This window comes from Pseudomonas sp. Con_6, from assembly GCF_059379395.1.
The window spans coordinates 4,995,264-5,011,393 of the sequence record NZ_CM182011.1 but is presented as its reverse complement, the minus strand read 5'-3'; the positions used below and the strand labels follow the sequence as shown (position 1 = coordinate 5,011,393).

Sequence of the window (16,130 nt, the reverse complement as noted above, 5' to 3'; positions counted from 1 at the left end):
TGCAGTCTTCCTTCTTGTTCGTAAAAACAGGGGTGGTGGCATGCGCGAGATTGCGTGGGGCCACGACGATGGGTTGATTGTATACAACTTTATTTACGATTTGTAAGCCTGTTTTTTCCCTTTTCTTTCGCCCTTCGTCTATAGGAGGGTGTGCAAGAAACCTGCCTGATTGGTCAGCTAATGACGATGACGTCTATACAGGCTCTGGCTTTGCGACTAATGGCGTATTTCCAGAGGTCGCTAGCGCTGAATCGGAAAATCGCCAGAAAAATTGTGTACAATTTTTCTCTAAAGTGTCTTAATACTTCCACAGCCGCCCGCTGCCGTGTTTCTCTCTGGTGCAGGCGGGTATTTTTTGCCCATAGAGTGAACAAGAGGCGAGCAAGCAATGGGACGTTTGACCACGCATGTACTGGATGCCGCGCATGGCTGCCCTGGCAGTTCGATCAAGGTCGAGCTGTACCGGGTCGAAGGCCAGCAACTGGAACTGGTGACCACTGCCCTGACCAACAGTGATGGCCGCGTCGACGCGCCGCTGCTGCAGGGTGACGACTACCGCAGTGGTGTGTACCAGCTGCAGTTCAGCGCCGGTGATTACTACCGCGCCCGTGGCGTGCAACTGCCGGAGCCGGCGTTCCTGGATGTGGTGGTGCTGCGGTTCGGCATCAACGACAAACAGGATCACTACCACGTGCCGCTGCTGATCTCGCCTTACAGTTACTCGACCTATCGCGGAAGCTAGTTGGTCGCTAGAAGAATCTTCGTAGGTCCTTGGCCCGCTCACACTGGCGGGCTTTTTTTCGTCTGCAGTTTTTGTGGGTGTTCTCCCGGGCCCTATCGCTGGCAAGCCAGCGATAGGGCCCGGGAGAACACCCACAAAAAAGCCCCACCCGAAGGTGAGGCTCCTGCCCTGCATCCAACCCTTACAGGAAGATGAACTTGGCAATGAAGATCGCGCACAGCACCCACAGGCTGGCGGAAATTTCCTTGTGCTTGCCGGTGAAGGCCTTCAGCACCACGAAGGTGATGAAGCCCAGGGCGATACCATCGGCCACCGAGAAGGTCAGCGGCATCATGATCACCGTGACGATCGCCGGAATGCTGTCGGTGGCGTCATCCCACTCGATATGCGCCATGCTGCCCATCATCAGCATTGCTACGTAGATCAGCGCGCCAGCAGTGGCATAGGCCGGAATCATCCCCGCCAGCGGGGCGAAGAACATCGCCGCGACGAACAGCAGGCCCACCACCACTGCGGTCAGGCCGGTCCGTCCACCGGCGGCCACGCCGGCAGCACTCTCCACATAGCTGGTCACCGGCGGCACGCCCACCACCGCACCGAACACGCTGGACGCACTGTCTGCCTTCAGTGCACGCGACAGGTTCTCGATGCGCCCGTCGGCATTCACCAGGTTGGCGCGCTGGGCAACGCCCATCAGGGTCCCGGCAGTGTCGAACATGTGCACGAAGAGGAAGGCCAGGACCACGGCGATCATGCTGACGTTGAACACCCCGGCGACATCCATGGCCATCCAGGTCGGCGCCAGGCTCGGCGGCAGCGAGAACACCCCGCCGTACTCCACCAGGCCCAGGCCCCAGCCGGCCAGGGTCACGGTGATGATGCTGATGAGGATCGCGCCGAACACCCGGTGGTAGCTGAGCACCGCGATCATCAGGAAGCACAGCGCTGCCAGCAGCGGACCGGCCGTGTTCAGGTGGCCGAGCTTGATCAGGGTGGCCGGGCTGTCGACGACGATGCCCGCGGTTTTCAGGCCGATCAGTCCGAGAAACAATCCGACGCCGGCGCCCATGGCATGGCGAAGGCTGACCGGGATGCTGTTGAGCAGCCATTCGCGCACGCGGGACAAGGTAAGGAACATGAACAGCACCCCGGAGACGAACACCGCGCCCAGCGCGGCTTCCCAGGTGTAGCCCATGGTGCCCACCACGGTATAGGTGAAGAAGGCGTTCAGGCCCATGCCAGGCGCGAGCCCGACCGGCCAGTTGGCGTACAACCCCATCAGCAGGCAGCCAAGGGCGGCAGCGATGCAGGTGGCGACGAAGGCCGCCCCGTGATCGATGCCGGCATCGGCCATGATGTTGGGGTTGACGAAGATGATGTAGGCCATGGTGATGAAGGTCGTCAGGCCGGCGATCATTTCAGTCTTTATGCTGGTGCCGTGTTGCTTGAGTTTGAAAATCCGCTCCAGCAGGCTCGTTTCGAGCGGCGGCGCGAGATCCAGCGTAGGTGCGTCGGATTTGCGGCTTTCCACAGCGTGTACTCCTCAAGTCTTTCTTGTTTTTTCAGAGCTGGTCCTGCGGAAATTCACTGGGGGCTCTGCGAGGGAAGGGGATCGCATGGCATCCTGATCTTAAGTTGACTTTTGGGTCAGGTTGCTGCCCGTGGATTATGCGTTTGTATACAAAGAATGCAAATACTGTTTTATTAGATGTGCGCAAATTAGCGGTTGCAGGCGCTATAACGAACACGCTCGCCTGCAGAAATGCCGATTGCTGTGTACAATGCGGCAATACCTTCAGCCGTTAATTTTCTACCCAGGACTTGCCATCGCCCCACTGGCTGGTATTACAGTCGAGGTCCGATAGGCGAATCTTCGTGCGCGAGTGCCCATGAACGAACAGCTACAACCCCTCAAGAAAGCCCCGCGAGCCGGCAAGACCGGTGGCCGCAGCGGCACCCAGGATGACATCGTCTACGCGCATATCTTCGAGGCCATTCTCGAACAACGATTGGCACCGGGTACCAAGTTGAGTGAGGAAGCACTGGGCGAGATCTTCGGCGTCAGCCGCACCATCATCCGCCGCGCGCTGTCGCGCCTGGCCCATGAAAGCGTGGTGCTGCTGCGGCCCAACCGCGGTGCGGTGGTGGCCAGCCCCACCGTCGAGGAAGCGCGCCAGGTGTTCTTCTCGCGGCGCATGGTGGAGCGGGCGATCACTGAACTGGCCGTACAGCACGCCACCGCCGAGCAACTGAACGAACTGCGCGAGATGGTCCGCGAAGAGCGCGACAGCTTCTCCCGCGGTGATCGCGGCGCCGGCATCCGCCTTTCCGGCGAATTCCACCTCAAGCTCGCCGAAGCCGCCGGCAATGCGCCGCTGATCAGCTTCCAGCGCAGCCTGGTGTCGCAGACCTCGCTGATCATCGCCCAGTACGAGAGCGGCAACCGCTCGCACTGCTCCTACGACGAGCACATGCAACTGATCGACGCCATCGAGGCCCGCGACGCGGCCAAGGCGGTGGACCTGATGATGCACCACATGGACCACATCGACAGCAAGCTCAACCTCGACGAGGAAAGCGCCTCGGACGACCTCCACGCGGTGTTCTCGCACCTGCTGCAGAGCAAGAAACGCGGCAGCTCGGTACCGGCCAAGGGCTGATTCCCACCGATAAACGAAGCGGGGCCGTTCCACTCCCATGACCAGGTGAGTGGAACGGCCCCGCTTCGTTTGTAACCACGGCTGGCGGGCGTTTGCCGCTCTGCTAGATTTATTCTGCTACATGTCCGCAAACCTTCATCAAGGCAGTTGGGCTTGCGCTTATCGGCGTACCACTTCTTGAGGACTGACAGATGTCTTCGCCCCTTGGCAAACGCATGGCGGCTGAACTGATAGGGACATTCTGGCTGGTGTTGGGTGGTTGTGGCAGTGCGGTACTGGCGGCGTCGTTTCCCACCGGTACCAATCTGGTCGGTATCGGCCTGGTGGGTGTGTCCATCGCCTTCGGCCTGACCGTCCTGACCATGGCGTTCGCCATCGGTCATATCTCTGGATGTCATCTCAATCCCGCGGTATCGCTGGGGCTGGTGGTGGGTGGGCGCTTCCCGGCACGGGAACTGCTGCCCTACATCGTCGCCCAGGTGGTCGGGGCGATCGTCGCTGCCGGAGTGATCTATTTCATCGCCAGCGGCAAGGCCGGTTTCGAGCTGTCGTCGGGGCTGGCCTCGAATGGCTACGGCGAGCATTCGCCGCAGGGCTATTCGATGGCGGCAGGGTTCGCCAGTGAGGTGGTGATGACCGCGATGTTCATCCTGATCATCATGGGTGCCACCGATGCGCGGGCGCCGGCAGGGTTCGCGCCGATCGCCATCGGCCTGGCGCTGACCCTGATCCACCTGATCTCCATCCCGGTGACCAACACCTCGGTCAACCCGGCGCGCAGCACCGGGCCGGCCCTGTGGGTGGGCGGCTGGGCGCTGCATCAGCTGTGGCTGTTCTGGGTGGCGCCGCTGATTGGGGCAGTCATCGGCGGCGCGGTCTATCGCGGACTGTTCGGCGGCGCTAAAACCTAGCGCTGGTGCACCCGGTTGCCGGCCGCGAAGGTCTCGCGAACGGTGCGGTCGTCACCCAGGGTGGTCAGCACGAACAGCGTCTCCTCGATGCTGTTGGACTGCTGCAGGCGGTAGTCCAGCAGCGGCGTGGCCTTGTAGTCGAGAACCACGAAGTCGGCGTCGTTGCCGGCCTTGAGGCTGCCGATGCGGTCGTCCAGGCTCAGCGCGCGGGCGCCGCCCAGGGTGGCCAGGTACAGCGACTTGAACGGATGCAGGCGCGCGCCCTGCAACTGCATGACCTTGTATGCCTCGTTCAGGGTGTTGAGCAGCGAGAAGCTGGTACCGGCGCCGACGTCGGTGCCCAGGCCTACCTTGACCTTGAACTGCTCGGCCTGGGGCAGGTTGAACAGGCCGCTGCCAAGGAACAGGTTGGAAGTCGGGCAGAACGCCACGGCCGAACCGGTCTCGGCCAGTCGCTGGCACTCGGCATCGCACAGGTGCACGCCATGGGCGAACACCGAGCGCTCGCCCAGCAGCTTGAAGTGGTCGTACACGTCGAGGTAGCCGTTCTGCTCGGGGAACAGCGATTTCACCCACTCGATTTCCTTGAGGTTCTCGCTCAGGTGGGTGTGCATGTACAGGCCTTCATGCTCGCCCAGCAGTTGCCCGGCCAGTTGCAGCTGTTGCGGGGTGCTGGTGGGGGCGAAGCGCGGGGTCACCGCGTAGTGCAGGCGGCCCTTGCCGTGCCAGCGTTCGATCAGCGCCTTGCTTTCGGCATAGCCGGACTCGGCGGTGTCGGTCAGGTAGTCCGGGGCGTTGCGGTCCATCATCACCTTGCCGGCGATCATCCGCAGGTCCAGGCGCTCGGCCTCCTCGAAGAAGGCATTCACCGACTCCGGGTGCACGCTGCCGAACACCAGCGCGGTGGTGGTGCCGTTGCGCAGCAGTTCCTCGACGAAGATCTTCGCCACCTTGTCGGCATGGGCCTTGTCGGCGAACTGCTTCTCGCAGGGGAAGGTGTAGGTGTTCAGCCAGTCCAGCAACTGCTCGCCGTAGGAGCCGATCATGCCGGTCTGGGGGAAGTGGATATGGGTGTCGATGAAGCCCGGGGTGATCAGGGCGTCCTGGTACTGCACCACTTCGATATCGGCGGGCAGGGTCGGCAGCAGCTCGGCGGCGTGGCCGACTGCAGTGATCTTGCCCTGGTCGACCACCAGCAGGCCGTCCTCGAAATACTCGAAGGAGTTTTCCACGCCCACGTCGGCGGGGTCGGCGATGCTGTGCAGGAGGGCGGATCGGTAGGCTTTGCGGGTTGCGCTCATAACGGTCTCGTCAGATGGCTTGGCTGCGCCGGGAGGGCGGCAGCAGTTGGGCGATGGGTTCAGCGTTCACGGCCGGATTGTGCTGGCCGAAGCTGGCGTTGTAGGTGGCGATGATCTCGGCGGCGATGGACACGGCGATCTCGATCGGCAGCTTGCCCTTGACCTCGGCCAGGCCCATGGGGCAACGCATGCGCTGCAGGCGTTCGGCGTCGAAGCCGCGGTCGCGCAGGCGGTGTTCGAACTTGGCGCGCTTGGTCTTCGAGCCGATCAGGCCGAACCAGGTGAAGTCGTTGCGCTTGAGGATGGCGGCGGTGAGTTCGAGGTCGAGCTGGTGGTTGTGGGTCATGACGATGCAGTAGCTGCCGCGGGGCAGTTCGTCGACCTCGTCGACCGGCTCTTCGCAGACGATCTTGCTGACGCCGGCGGGGACGGTCTCGGGGAATTCCTGCTCGCGCGAATCGATCCAGCGCACCCGGCAGGGCAGGGCGGCGAGCAAGGGTACCAGAGCGCGGCCGACATGGCCTGCGCCGAACACCGCGATCTGCGCCTGCACCGCGCCCATGGGTTCGAACAGCAGCACGGTGGCGCCGCCGCAGCACTGGCCGAGGCTGGCGCCGAGGCTGAAGCGTTCGAGGTGCGGCGATTCGCGGCCTTCGGCGAGCATCTGCCGGGCGATGTGCATGGCCTTGAATTCCAGGTGGCCGCCGCCGATGGTGTCGAACAGGCGGGTGGCGCTGACCACCATCTTCGAGCCGGCGTTGCGCGGGGTCGAGCCCCGCTCCTCGATGATGGTCACCAGGATGCAGGGCTCGCCCTGGGCTTGCAGGTCGGCGAGGGCGTTGATCCATTGGTGCATGATTAAGACCTCGATGCAGTGAAGTTGACGCGGACCCCTGTGGGAGCGGGTTCACCCGCGATTGCGGTGGTGGATTCACCGACGTCATCGCGGGTGAACCCGCTCCCACAAGGTCCCTGCTAACTCAGTGAGTCCTTTATTCAGTCACAGCCTCGACCTCGACCGAGGCCTGCTGCTGCGCCACCTTCTTCCTCATCTGCTCGCAACCCCACAACACCCGCTCCGGCGTCGCCGGGGCGTCGATGTTCGGCTGCTCGCGATAGTCGGCCAGGCTCGCCACCGCATCCTTGATCGCACACCACGCGGCGATCCCCAGCATGAACGGCGGCTCACCCACGGCCTTGGAATGGAACACCGTGTCTTCCGGGTTCTTGCGGTTCTCCACCAGCTTCACCCGCAAGTCGATGGGCATGTCCGCCACCGCCGGGATCTTGTAGCTGGCCGGGCCGTTGGTCATCAGCTTGCCCTTGGCGTTCCACACCAGTTCCTCGGTGGTCAGCCAGCCCATGCCCTGGACGAAGCCGCCCTCGACCTGGCCGATGTCGATGGCCGGGTTCAGCGACGCACCGACGTCATGCAGGATGTCGGTGCGCAGCATCTTGTACTCGCCGGTCAGCGTATCGACGATCACCTCGCAGCACGCCGCGCCGAAGGCGAAGTAGTAGAACGGCCGGCCCCGGGCCTGGTTGCGGTCGTAGAAGATCTTCGGCGTGCGGTAGAACCCGGTGCTCGACAGCGACACCTGGGCGAAATACGCCTGCTGGATCAGCGATTCGAAGGTGATGATCTCATCGCGCACCCGCACATGGTTGTTGCGGAATTCGACGTCTTCCTCGGTGACCTTGTACTGCCGCGCCGCGAACTCCACCAGGCGCTTCTTGATGATCTCGGCCGCATTCTGCGCCGCCTTGCCGTTCAGGTCGGCGCCGCTGGACGCTGCGGTCGGCGAGGTGTTGGGCACCTTGTCGGTGTTGGTGGCGGTGATCTGGATACGTTCGATGTCCACCTGGAACACCTGCGCCACCACCTGCGCCACCTTGGTGTTCAGGCCCTGGCCCATCTCGGTGCCGCCGTGGTTCAGGTGGATGCTGCCGTCGGTGTAGATATGGATCAGCGCACCGGCCTGGTTGAGGAAGGTGGCAGTGAACGAGATGCCGAACTTCACCGGGGTCAGCGCCAGGCCTTTCTTGAGGATCGGGCTGTTGGCGTTGAAGCGGCGGATCGACTCGCGGCGCTCGGCGTAGTCGGCGCTGGCTTCCAGGTCGGCGGTCATCTCTTCGAGCATGTTGTGCTCGACGGTCTGGTAGTAGTGGGTGACGTTGCGGTCGGTCTTGCCGTAGTAGTTGGCCTTGCGCACCGCCAGCGGATCGAGGGCCAGGTGGCGGGCGATGCGGTCCATCACTTCCTCGATGGCGACCATGCCCTGCGGGCCGCCGAAGCCGCGATAGGCGGTGTTCGACGCGGTGTTGGTCTTGCAGCGGTGGCCGTGCACCGTGGCATCGCCCAGGTAGTAGGCGTTGTCCGAGTGGAACATGGCGCGGTCGACGATGGAGCCCGACAGGTCCGGCGAATAACCGCAGTTGCCGGCCAGGTCGAAGTTGATGCCGTGCAGGCGACCGCTGTCGTCGAAGCCGACGTCGTACTCCACATAGAAGGGGTGGCGCTTGCCGGTCATGGTCATGTCTTCGACCCGCGGCAGGCGCATCTTGGTCGGTTGCCCGGTGAGGCGTGCGATCACCGCGCACAGGCAGGCCGGGCTGGCCGCCTGGGTTTCCTTGCCACCGAAACCGCCGCCCATGCGACGCATGTCGAGGACGATCTTGTTCATCGGCACGTCGAGCACTTCGGCCACCAGCTTCTGCACTTCGGTGGGGTTCTGCGTCGAGCAATACACGATCATGCCGCCGTCTTCGGTGGGCATCACCGAAGACACCTGGGTCTCCAGGTAGAAGTGTTCCTGGCCGCCGATATGCAGGGTGCCCTGCAGGCGATGCGGGGCGCTGGCCAGGGCGCTGGCCGAGTCGCCGCGCTGATGGGTGTGGCTGTCCAGCACGAAATGCTTCTTGCGCAAGGCCTCGACCACGTCGAGCACCGGCTCCAGGTCCTCGTACTCGATGATCGCCGCCATCGCCGCACGGCGCGCGGTGTCCAGGTCGCGGGCGGCCACGGCGATCACCGGCTGGCCGAAGAACTCCACCTTGTCGATGGCCAGCAGCGGGTCGCCGGCCACCACCGGGCCGATGTCCTTGAGGCCGGGAATGTCCTCGTGGGTGATGGCGATGCGCACGCCCTCGAAGGCGTAGCACGGGCTGGTGTCGACCTTGAGGATGCGCGCATGGGCGCGGTCGGCGGTGCGGGCGTAGACGTGCAGCTGGTTGGGGAATTCCAGGCGGTCGTCGATGTACACCGCTTCACCGGACACCTGCTTGTCGGCGCTGTCGTGCTTGACGCTGCGACCGACCCCGGTGGTCAGGTCCTGGCTGAACAGTTCGGCCAGTTCCGCCTGGCTCTTGACGACGTGATGATGGTTAGACATAAGCGGTCACCCGGGTCTCGATGTGCGGTGTTTGCAGTTCGACGAAGTACTTGCGCAGCAGGTTCTGCGCGCCCAGCAGGCGGTACTCCTTGCTGGCGCGGAAGTCCGAGAGCGGGGTGAAGTCCTGGGCCAGGGCCTGGCAGGCCTTTTCCAGGGTGGCCTGGTTGAACGGCTTGTCGAGCAGCGCGGCTTCGCAGGCATGGGCGCGCTTGGGGATCGCCGCCATGCCGCCGAAGGCGACGCGGGCCTGTTCGATCACACCGTTCTCGATACGCAGGTTGAACGCCGCGCACACCGCCGAAATATCGTCGTCCAGGCGCTTGGACACCTTGTAGGCGCGGAACGCCCAGTGTTCGCGGGCCTTCGGCACGATGATGCGCTCGATGAACTCGCTCTCCTGGCGCGCGGTGACGCGATAGTCGATGAAATAGTCTTCCAGCTTCAGGGTGCGGGTGTCGTTGCCCTTGCGCAGGACGATCTGCGCGCCGAGGGCGATCAGCAGGGGCGGCGAGTCGCCGATGGGCGAGGCGTTGCCGATGTTGCCACCCAAGGTGCCCTGGTTGCGGATCTGCAGCGAGGCGAAGCGGTGCAGCAGTTCGCCGAAGTCCGGGTACTCGGCGCTGAGGGCGTCGTAGCAGTCGGTGAGCGGGGTGGCGGCGCCGATCTCGATGCGGTCGTCGAAGTGCTCGATGCGTTTGAGCTCGGCAACGTTGCCCACGTAGATCATCACCGGCAGGGTGCGGTGGAACTGGGTCACTTCCAGGGCCAGGTCGGTGCCGCCGGCGAGCAGACGGGCTTCCGGGTGCGAGCCGTAGAGGTCGGCCAGGTCGGCCACGGTCAGCGGCACCAGGCAGCGCTTGTCGCCGCTGTTGAGTTCACCGATGTCCTTCGGCGCGATGGCCTTGAGGCGTTCGATGGTCTGCCACTGGGCAGCGTCGAACTGGTCGGGCTGGGCCTGGCAACAGGCCTGGTCGGCGGCGGCGAGGATCGGCCGGTAGCCGGTGCAACGGCACAGGTTGCCGGCCAGGGCTTCCTGGGCCTTGTGCAGATCCGGTGCATCGCTGTTCTTTTGCAGGGCGAACAGCGACATGACGAAGCCTGGGGTACAAAAGCCGCACTGCGAGCCATGGCAGTCGGCCAGCGCCTGCTGGACGCTGTGCAGCTTGCCCTGATGCTTCAGGCCTTCGACGCTGATCAGTTGCTTGCCGTGCAGGGAGGAAACGAAGGTCAGGCAGGAGTTCAGGCTGCGGTAGCGCAGGCTGTCCTTGCCGTCTTCCTGGGTCAGTTCGGCGACCACCACGGAGCAGGCGCCACAGTCACCACTGGCGCAGCCCTCCTTGGTACCGGTTTTTCCCAGATGCTCGCGCAGATACTCGAGCACCGTCATGTTGGGGTCCAGGGCATGCTCACTGCGCAATTCCTGGTTCAAGAGAAACTGGATCACGGAAGGGCCTCACAAGCGAATTTATTGTTGTTGAGCGGACTGAGGCGGAATGTATTCAGCCTTGACTTTCCGGTCAATGATTTTCTGACCTAAGGGTCAGGAAATTTTCCGCACGCTGTCGTCCGATGCCTTGGTTTCATGCATTTCAGTGTAGGAGATGGTGGGCTGGCTGCGCCCTGGGATCGCGTAGGTACGCCCTAAGCATCTGCAAGCAACATGCCGTTACTTCTACTAGCCTAGGAGGGAAGCTTCGCGCAGTTGACGGCCTTCATGCTGGCAGCAGGGCATTTGCGGTACACTTCCGCGTTTTTAGCCGTTAACCGATTTCGAAGGAAAACCATGACGTTCAAGGCGCCGGACAGCCTCTCCGAGCAAATTGCCCATCACCTGGCCGAGCAGATCATCGGTGGGGTCCTCAAGCCTGCCGAGCGTATCCAGGAACAGAAGGTCACCCAGGCACTGAATGTCAGTCGTGGCTCGGTGCGCGAGGCCCTGCTGATCCTCGAACGCCGTCACCTGGTGACCATCCTGCCGCGCCGTGGCGCCCATGTGACCGAGCTCAACGAACACAACCTGCGCAGCCTCTGTGCGCTGATGGGCGAGCTGTACATCCTGCTGGGCAACTCGGTGGCCACCGGGCACAAGACCCCGGCCGACCTCGCCCCGTTCCTCGCCATCCAGCAACGCCTGCAGGCCGCCTGCGAACGCAAGGACATCAAGGCCTTCGTCGAAGAAAGCTTCGCGGTGATGCGTGCCGCCTATCCGTTCGCCAACAACCCTTACCTGCAGGAGACCGTGGAAAACCTGCAGCCGGCGATGAGCCGTGCCCACTACCTGGCCCTCGACCGGCGCAAGACGCAGATGGAAGACTTCCTGCAACTCTTCGCCCGCCTGCTGCAGGCGGTGATTGCCCGCGACCTGGTGCAGATCCGCGAGGTGCTCGGCGAGTACTGCGCGCGCAGCTGCGAACTGGTGCTGGCCGCGCTGGTGACTGACTGACCATGCGCCTCAAGTGCATCCGCCTGGCGGGCTTCAAGTCGTTCGTCGACCCGACCACCGTCAACTTCCCCAGCAACATGGCCGCCGTGGTCGGGCCCAATGGCTGCGGCAAGTCCAACATCATCGACGCGGTGCGCTGGGTGATGGGCGAAAGCTCGGCGAAGAACCTGCGCGGCGAGTCGATGACCGACGTCATCTTCAACGGCTCCACCAGCCGCAAGCCGGTGAGCCAGGCGAGCATCGAGCTGGTGTTCGACAACAGCGACAACACCCTGGTGGGCGAATACGCCGCCTACGCGGAGATCTCGATCCGGCGCAAGGTCACCCGCGACGCGCAGAACACCTACTACCTCAACGGCACCAAGTGCCGCCGCCGCGATATCACCGATATCTTCCTCGGCACCGGCCTGGGGCCGCGCAGCTACTCGATCATTGAGCAGGGCATGATCTCCAAGCTGATCGAGGCCAAGCCCGAAGAACTACGGAACTTCATCGAGGAAGCCGCCGGCATCTCCAAGTACAAGGAGCGCCGCCGCGAGACCGAGAACCGCATCCGCCGCACCCAGGAAAACCTCGAGCGCCTGACCGACTTGCGTGAGGAGCTGGAGCGCCAGCTCGAACGCCTCCACCGTCAGGCCCAGGCAGCGGAGAAATACACCGAATACAAGGCCGAGGAGCGCCAGCTCAAGGCGCAACTGTCGGCCCTGCGCTGGCGCGCCCTGGATGAGCAGGTGCGCCAGCGCGAAAGCGTGATCGGCGACCAGGAAGTGTCCTTCGAAGCCCTGGTCGCCGACCAGCGCAACGCCGACGCCAGCATCGAGCGCCTGCGCGACGGCCACCACGAGCTGTCCGAGCGCTTCAACCAGGTGCAGGGCCGCTTCTACTCGGTGGGCGGCGATATCGCCCGCATCGAACAGAGCATCCAGCACGGCCAGCAGCGCCTGCGCCAGTTGCAGGACGACCTCAAGGAAGCCGAGCGCTCGCGCCAGGAAACCGAATCCCACCTGGGCCACGACCGCACCTTGCTGGCGACCCTCTCCGAAGAGCTGGAAATGCTCGAGCCGGAACAGGAAATGACCCTGGCGTCCTCCGAGGAAGCCGCGGCGACCCTGGAAGAAGCCGAGACCACCATGCACGGCTGGCAGGAGCAATGGGACAGCTTCAACTCGCGCTCCGCCGAGCCTCGGCGTCAGGCCGAGGTGCAGCAGTCGCGGATCCAGCAGTTGGAACACAGCCTGGAACGCCTGTCCGAACGCCAGCGCAAGCTCGGCGAGGAACGCGACCAGCTCAGCGCCGACCCGGAAGACGCGGCGATCCTCGAACTCGCCGAACAGGTGGCCAGCAGCGAACTGGTGCTGGAAGACCTGCAACTGGAAGAACAACACGCCGCGGAGCGTCTCGACGCGCTGCGTGAGCAACTGCAACAGGCGACCCAGGCCCAGCAGCAGGCCCAAGGCGAATTGCAACGTCTGGGCGGCCGCCTGGCCTCGCTGGAAGCCCTGCAACAGGCTGCGCTGGAACCCGGTAGCGGCGCTGCCGAGTGGCTGCGCGGGCAGGGCCTGGAACAGCGTCCGCGTCTGGCCGAAGGCTTGCGGGTCGAGTCGGGTTGGGAACTGGCGGTGGAAACCGTGCTCGGCGCCGATCTGCAGGCCGTGCTGGTGGATGGCTTCAACGGCCTGAGCTTCGACGGCTTCGACCAGGGCGAACTGCGCCTGCTGGATGTCGCCGCCGGTGCGCCGCGCCTGCCCGGCAGCCTGCTGGAGAAGGTTGAAGGCGCGGTGGACCTGGCGCCCTGGCTCGGTCGCGTACGGCCAGTGGAAACCCTCGACCAGGCCCTGGCCCAGCGCGCTCAACTGGGCGATGGCGAAAGTCTCGTCAGCCGCGACGGCTACTGGGTCGGTCGGCACTTCCTCCGCGTCAGCCGCGCCAGCGATGCCCAGGGCGGTGTGCTGGCCCGTGGTCAGGAGCTGGAACGCCTGGGCCTGGAGCAGGAAGAACAGCAAGCCCGTCTTGCCCAACTGGACGAGCAACTGGGCGACCTGCGCGAACAGCAGCGCCAACTGGAAGACGGCCGCGAGCAACTGCGCCGCCGCGCCCAGGACGAAGCCCGCCAGCAAGGCGAACTCAAGGCCAGGCTGTCCGCTGGCAAGGCCCGCGCCGAACAGCTCAACCTGCGCCGCCAGCGTCTCGAAGACGAACTGGCCGAAGCCGCCGAGCAGCGTGCCGTCGAGCAGGAGCAACTGGGCGAGTCGCGCCTGATCCTGCAAGAGTCCCTGGACCTGATGGCCCAGGACACCGAGCAGCGCGAACTGCTCCTGGCCCAGCGCGACGGCCTGCGCGAACACCTCGACCGCGTGCGCCAGGAAGCCCGCCAGCACAAGGATCATGCCCATCAGCTCGCCGTGCGCCTCGGATCGCTGCGTGCCCAGCACGACTCCACCCGACAGGCCCTTGAGCGCCTGGAACTGCAATCCGAACGCCTGACCGAGAAACGCGAGCAACTGACGCTGAACCTGGAGGAAGGCGAGGCCCCGCTGGAAGAGCTGCGCCTCAAGCTCGAAGAGCTGCTGGAAAAGCGCATGAGCGTCGACGAGGAAATGCGCCAGGCCCGCCTGCACATGGAAGACGCCGACCGCGAACTGCGCGACGCCGAAAAGCGCCGCACCCAGGCCGAGCAACAATCGCAACTGCTGCGCGGCCAGCTGGAAAGCCATCGCCTGGAATGGCAGGGCCTCAGCGTGCGCCGCAAGACCCTGCACGAACAGCTGCACGCCGACGGCTACGACCTCGACGGCGTGCTCGCCACCCTGGCCGAGGGTGCCAGCGAGCAAGAAGCCGAAGCCGAGCTGGAACGCATCGACGCCCGCATCCAGCGCCTCGGCGCGATCAACCTGGCAGCGATCGAGGAATACCAGCAGCAGTCCGAGCGCAAGCGCTACCTCGACGCCCAGGACGCCGACCTGGTGGAAGCCCTGGACACTCTGGAAAACGTCATCCGCAAGATCGACAAAGAAACCCGCAACCGCTTCAAAGATACCTTCGATCAGATAAATGCCGGATTACAGGCACTTTTCCCGAAAGTTTTCGGTGGTGGCAGCGCGTACTTGGAACTGACGGGCGAAGATCTACTCGATACAGGGGTGACGATCATGGCGCGCCCGCCGGGCAAGAAGAACAGCACCATTCATTTGCTCTCCGGCGGTGAAAAAGCGCTGACGGCCCTGGCTTTGGTATTTGCCATCTTCAAATTGAATCCCGCGCCGTTCTGTATGCTCGACGAAGTCGATGCGCCACTGGACGACGCCAACGTCGGCCGATATGCGCGACTGGTGAAAGAGATGAGTCAAACGGTTCAGTTCATCTATATCACCCACAACAAGATCGCCATGGAAATGGCTGATCAATTGATGGGCGTGACCATGCACGAGCCAGGCTGCTCGCGGCTGGTGGCGGTGGATGTGGAGGAGGCGATGGCCATGGTCGACGCCTGAAACAGGAAAAAGCGCACGATCTTCGAGCAAATGGCCTGTCAATGGTGACAGACGGTGTAAAGTTATCTTTGGTCGTGCTAGCTTAATGTCAATTTTTCGTGCGTGGGTAAAACGTCAGTCAGAACATAGAGTTGGCGCCACGTTTTAAAGGGTTTTAACCCTTTTATTTTTCAGCATTTTTTACAGAGGCACGGGATTACATGGAAATCGGTCTGCGCGAATGGCTGATCGTCATCGGCATCATTGTCATAGCCGGTATTCTCTTCGACGGCTGGCGCCGCATGCGCGGTGGCAAGGGCAAGTTGAAATTCCGTCTGGATCGCAGTTTCTCCAATCTTCCCGACGAAGAGAACAATGCCGAAGTGCTCGGCCCGTCCCGCGTGCTGGATACGCACCAGGAGCCGCAACTCGACGAGGACGACCTGCCGTCGATGAGCGCCCCGGCGCGCGAGCCCAAGCCGGGCAAGAACAACAAGCGCGGCAAGCGTGGCAACGAGCCACAGCAGGGCGACCTGAACCTCAGCGCCGAACCGCGCGAGCCTGACCTGTTCGCCGATGCCGACGACGATTTCCCGGCGGAAAAACCGCGCACCACCACTACCGGCTACGGCACCGCTGCCGAGGGCAAAGAATTGCCACCGGTCGAGGAAGTGCTGGTGATCAGCGTGATTTCCCGCGACGAAGGCGGCTTCAAGGGTCCGGCCCTGCTGCAGAACATCCTGGAAAGCGGCCTGCGTTTCGGCGAGATGGACATCTTCCACCGTCACGAAAGCATGGCCGGCAATGGCGAAGTCCTGTTCTCCATGGCCAACGCCGTGAAGCCGGGCGTGTTCGACCTGGACGACATCGACCACTTCAGCACCCGTGCCGTGAGCTTCTTCCTCGGCCTGCCGGGCCCGCGTCATCCGAAGCAGGCCTTCGACGTGATGGTGGCAGCGGCGCGCAAGCTGGCCCATGAGCTGGATGGCGAATTGAAGGACGACCAGCGCAGCGTGCTGACCGCCCAGACCATCGAGCACTATCGCCAGCGCATCGTCGAATTCGAACGCCGTGCCCTGACCCAGAAGCGCTGAAAAGAATAGAAACACGCAAGAGTAGGCTGGTGGATGCCAGTCAGTTGAACCTTGGGGCCGCATAGCGGCCCTTTGTGCTATATGGAAACGCCGCAATAGGCGTGGGAGCGGATTCAT

The 16,130-nt window shown here is 63.5% G+C and carries 11 protein-coding genes; 6 read left to right on the top strand and 5 right to left on the bottom strand.

Annotated elements, in window-relative coordinates; all coding sequences use genetic code 11:
• Nucleotides 1-388 precede the first annotated feature (388 nt).
• Nucleotides 389-742, top strand: a complete 354-nt coding sequence (gene uraH, locus AC5QPF_RS22265; protein ID WP_009396156.1) for a hydroxyisourate hydrolase — start codon at nucleotides 389-391, stop codon at nucleotides 740-742.
• 181 nt (nucleotides 743-923) lie between these two features.
• Here the strand turns inward: uraH and AC5QPF_RS22260 are convergent, their stop codons facing one another.
• Nucleotides 924-2,273, bottom strand: a complete 1,350-nt coding sequence (locus tag AC5QPF_RS22260; protein WP_494959913.1) for a solute carrier family 23 protein — start codon at nucleotides 2,271-2,273, stop codon at nucleotides 924-926.
• A gap of 358 nt (nucleotides 2,274-2,631) precedes the next feature.
• Between AC5QPF_RS22260 and AC5QPF_RS22255 the strand changes: the two genes are divergently transcribed.
• Both AC5QPF_RS22255 and aqpZ read left to right on the top strand, forming a co-directional pair.
• Nucleotides 2,632-3,402 carry a GntR family transcriptional regulator gene (locus AC5QPF_RS22255; RefSeq protein WP_458978289.1) on the top strand — a complete coding sequence of 257 codons (771 nt, stop codon included), beginning with the start codon at nucleotides 2,632-2,634 and terminating at the stop codon, nucleotides 3,400-3,402.
• 191 nt (nucleotides 3,403-3,593) lie between these two features.
• The gene (gene aqpZ, locus AC5QPF_RS22250; RefSeq protein ID WP_494959912.1) at nucleotides 3,594-4,313 is read left to right on the top strand and encodes an aquaporin Z; all 720 of its coding nucleotides are present in this window, start codon (nucleotides 3,594-3,596) and stop codon (nucleotides 4,311-4,313) included.
• Here the strand turns inward: aqpZ and guaD are convergent.
• The 4 genes from guaD to xdhA form a co-directional block, all read right to left on the bottom strand.
• Nucleotides 4,310-5,614, bottom strand: coding sequence for a guanine deaminase (guaD, locus tag AC5QPF_RS22245; RefSeq protein WP_494959911.1), 1,305 nt, complete (start codon nucleotides 5,612-5,614; stop codon nucleotides 4,310-4,312). The two genes, aqpZ and guaD, sit on opposite strands and share 4 nt — an antisense overlap.
• A gap of 10 nt (nucleotides 5,615-5,624) precedes the next feature.
• A complete protein-coding gene (xdhC, locus tag AC5QPF_RS22240) occupies nucleotides 5,625-6,470 on the bottom strand; it encodes a xanthine dehydrogenase accessory protein XdhC (protein ID WP_494959910.1) in 846 nt (281 codons plus the stop codon).
• A 136-nt stretch (nucleotides 6,471-6,606) separates the two neighbouring features.
• Entirely contained in the window at nucleotides 6,607-9,006 is a 2,400-nt protein-coding gene (gene xdhB, locus AC5QPF_RS22235; protein WP_494959909.1) for a xanthine dehydrogenase molybdopterin binding subunit, read from the bottom strand.
• Nucleotides 8,999-10,450, bottom strand: a complete 1,452-nt coding sequence (xdhA, locus tag AC5QPF_RS22230) for a xanthine dehydrogenase small subunit (protein WP_494959908.1) — start codon at nucleotides 10,448-10,450, stop codon at nucleotides 8,999-9,001. Before xdhA ends, xdhB begins: the two co-directional genes overlap by 8 nt.
• A 339-nt stretch (nucleotides 10,451-10,789) precedes the next feature.
• Between xdhA and AC5QPF_RS22225 the strand changes: the two genes are divergently transcribed.
• The 3 genes from AC5QPF_RS22225 to zipA all read left to right on the top strand — a co-directional run bounded on the left by AC5QPF_RS22225 (nucleotide 10,790) and on the right by zipA (nucleotide 16,013).
• The gene (locus tag AC5QPF_RS22225) at nucleotides 10,790-11,449 is read left to right on the top strand and encodes a GntR family transcriptional regulator (RefSeq protein WP_494959907.1); all 660 of its coding nucleotides are present in this window, start codon (nucleotides 10,790-10,792) and stop codon (nucleotides 11,447-11,449) included.
• 2 nt (nucleotides 11,450-11,451) lie between these two features.
• The gene (gene smc / locus AC5QPF_RS22220) at nucleotides 11,452-14,940 is read left to right on the top strand and encodes a chromosome segregation protein SMC (RefSeq protein ID WP_494959906.1); all 3,489 of its coding nucleotides are present in this window, start codon (nucleotides 11,452-11,454) and stop codon (nucleotides 14,938-14,940) included.
• Between the two features lie 200 nt (nucleotides 14,941-15,140).
• Nucleotides 15,141-16,013 carry a cell division protein ZipA gene (gene zipA / locus AC5QPF_RS22215; protein ID WP_494959905.1) on the top strand — a complete coding sequence of 291 codons (873 nt, stop codon included), beginning with the start codon at nucleotides 15,141-15,143 and terminating at the stop codon, nucleotides 16,011-16,013.
• Nucleotides 16,014-16,130 lie beyond the last annotated feature (117 nt).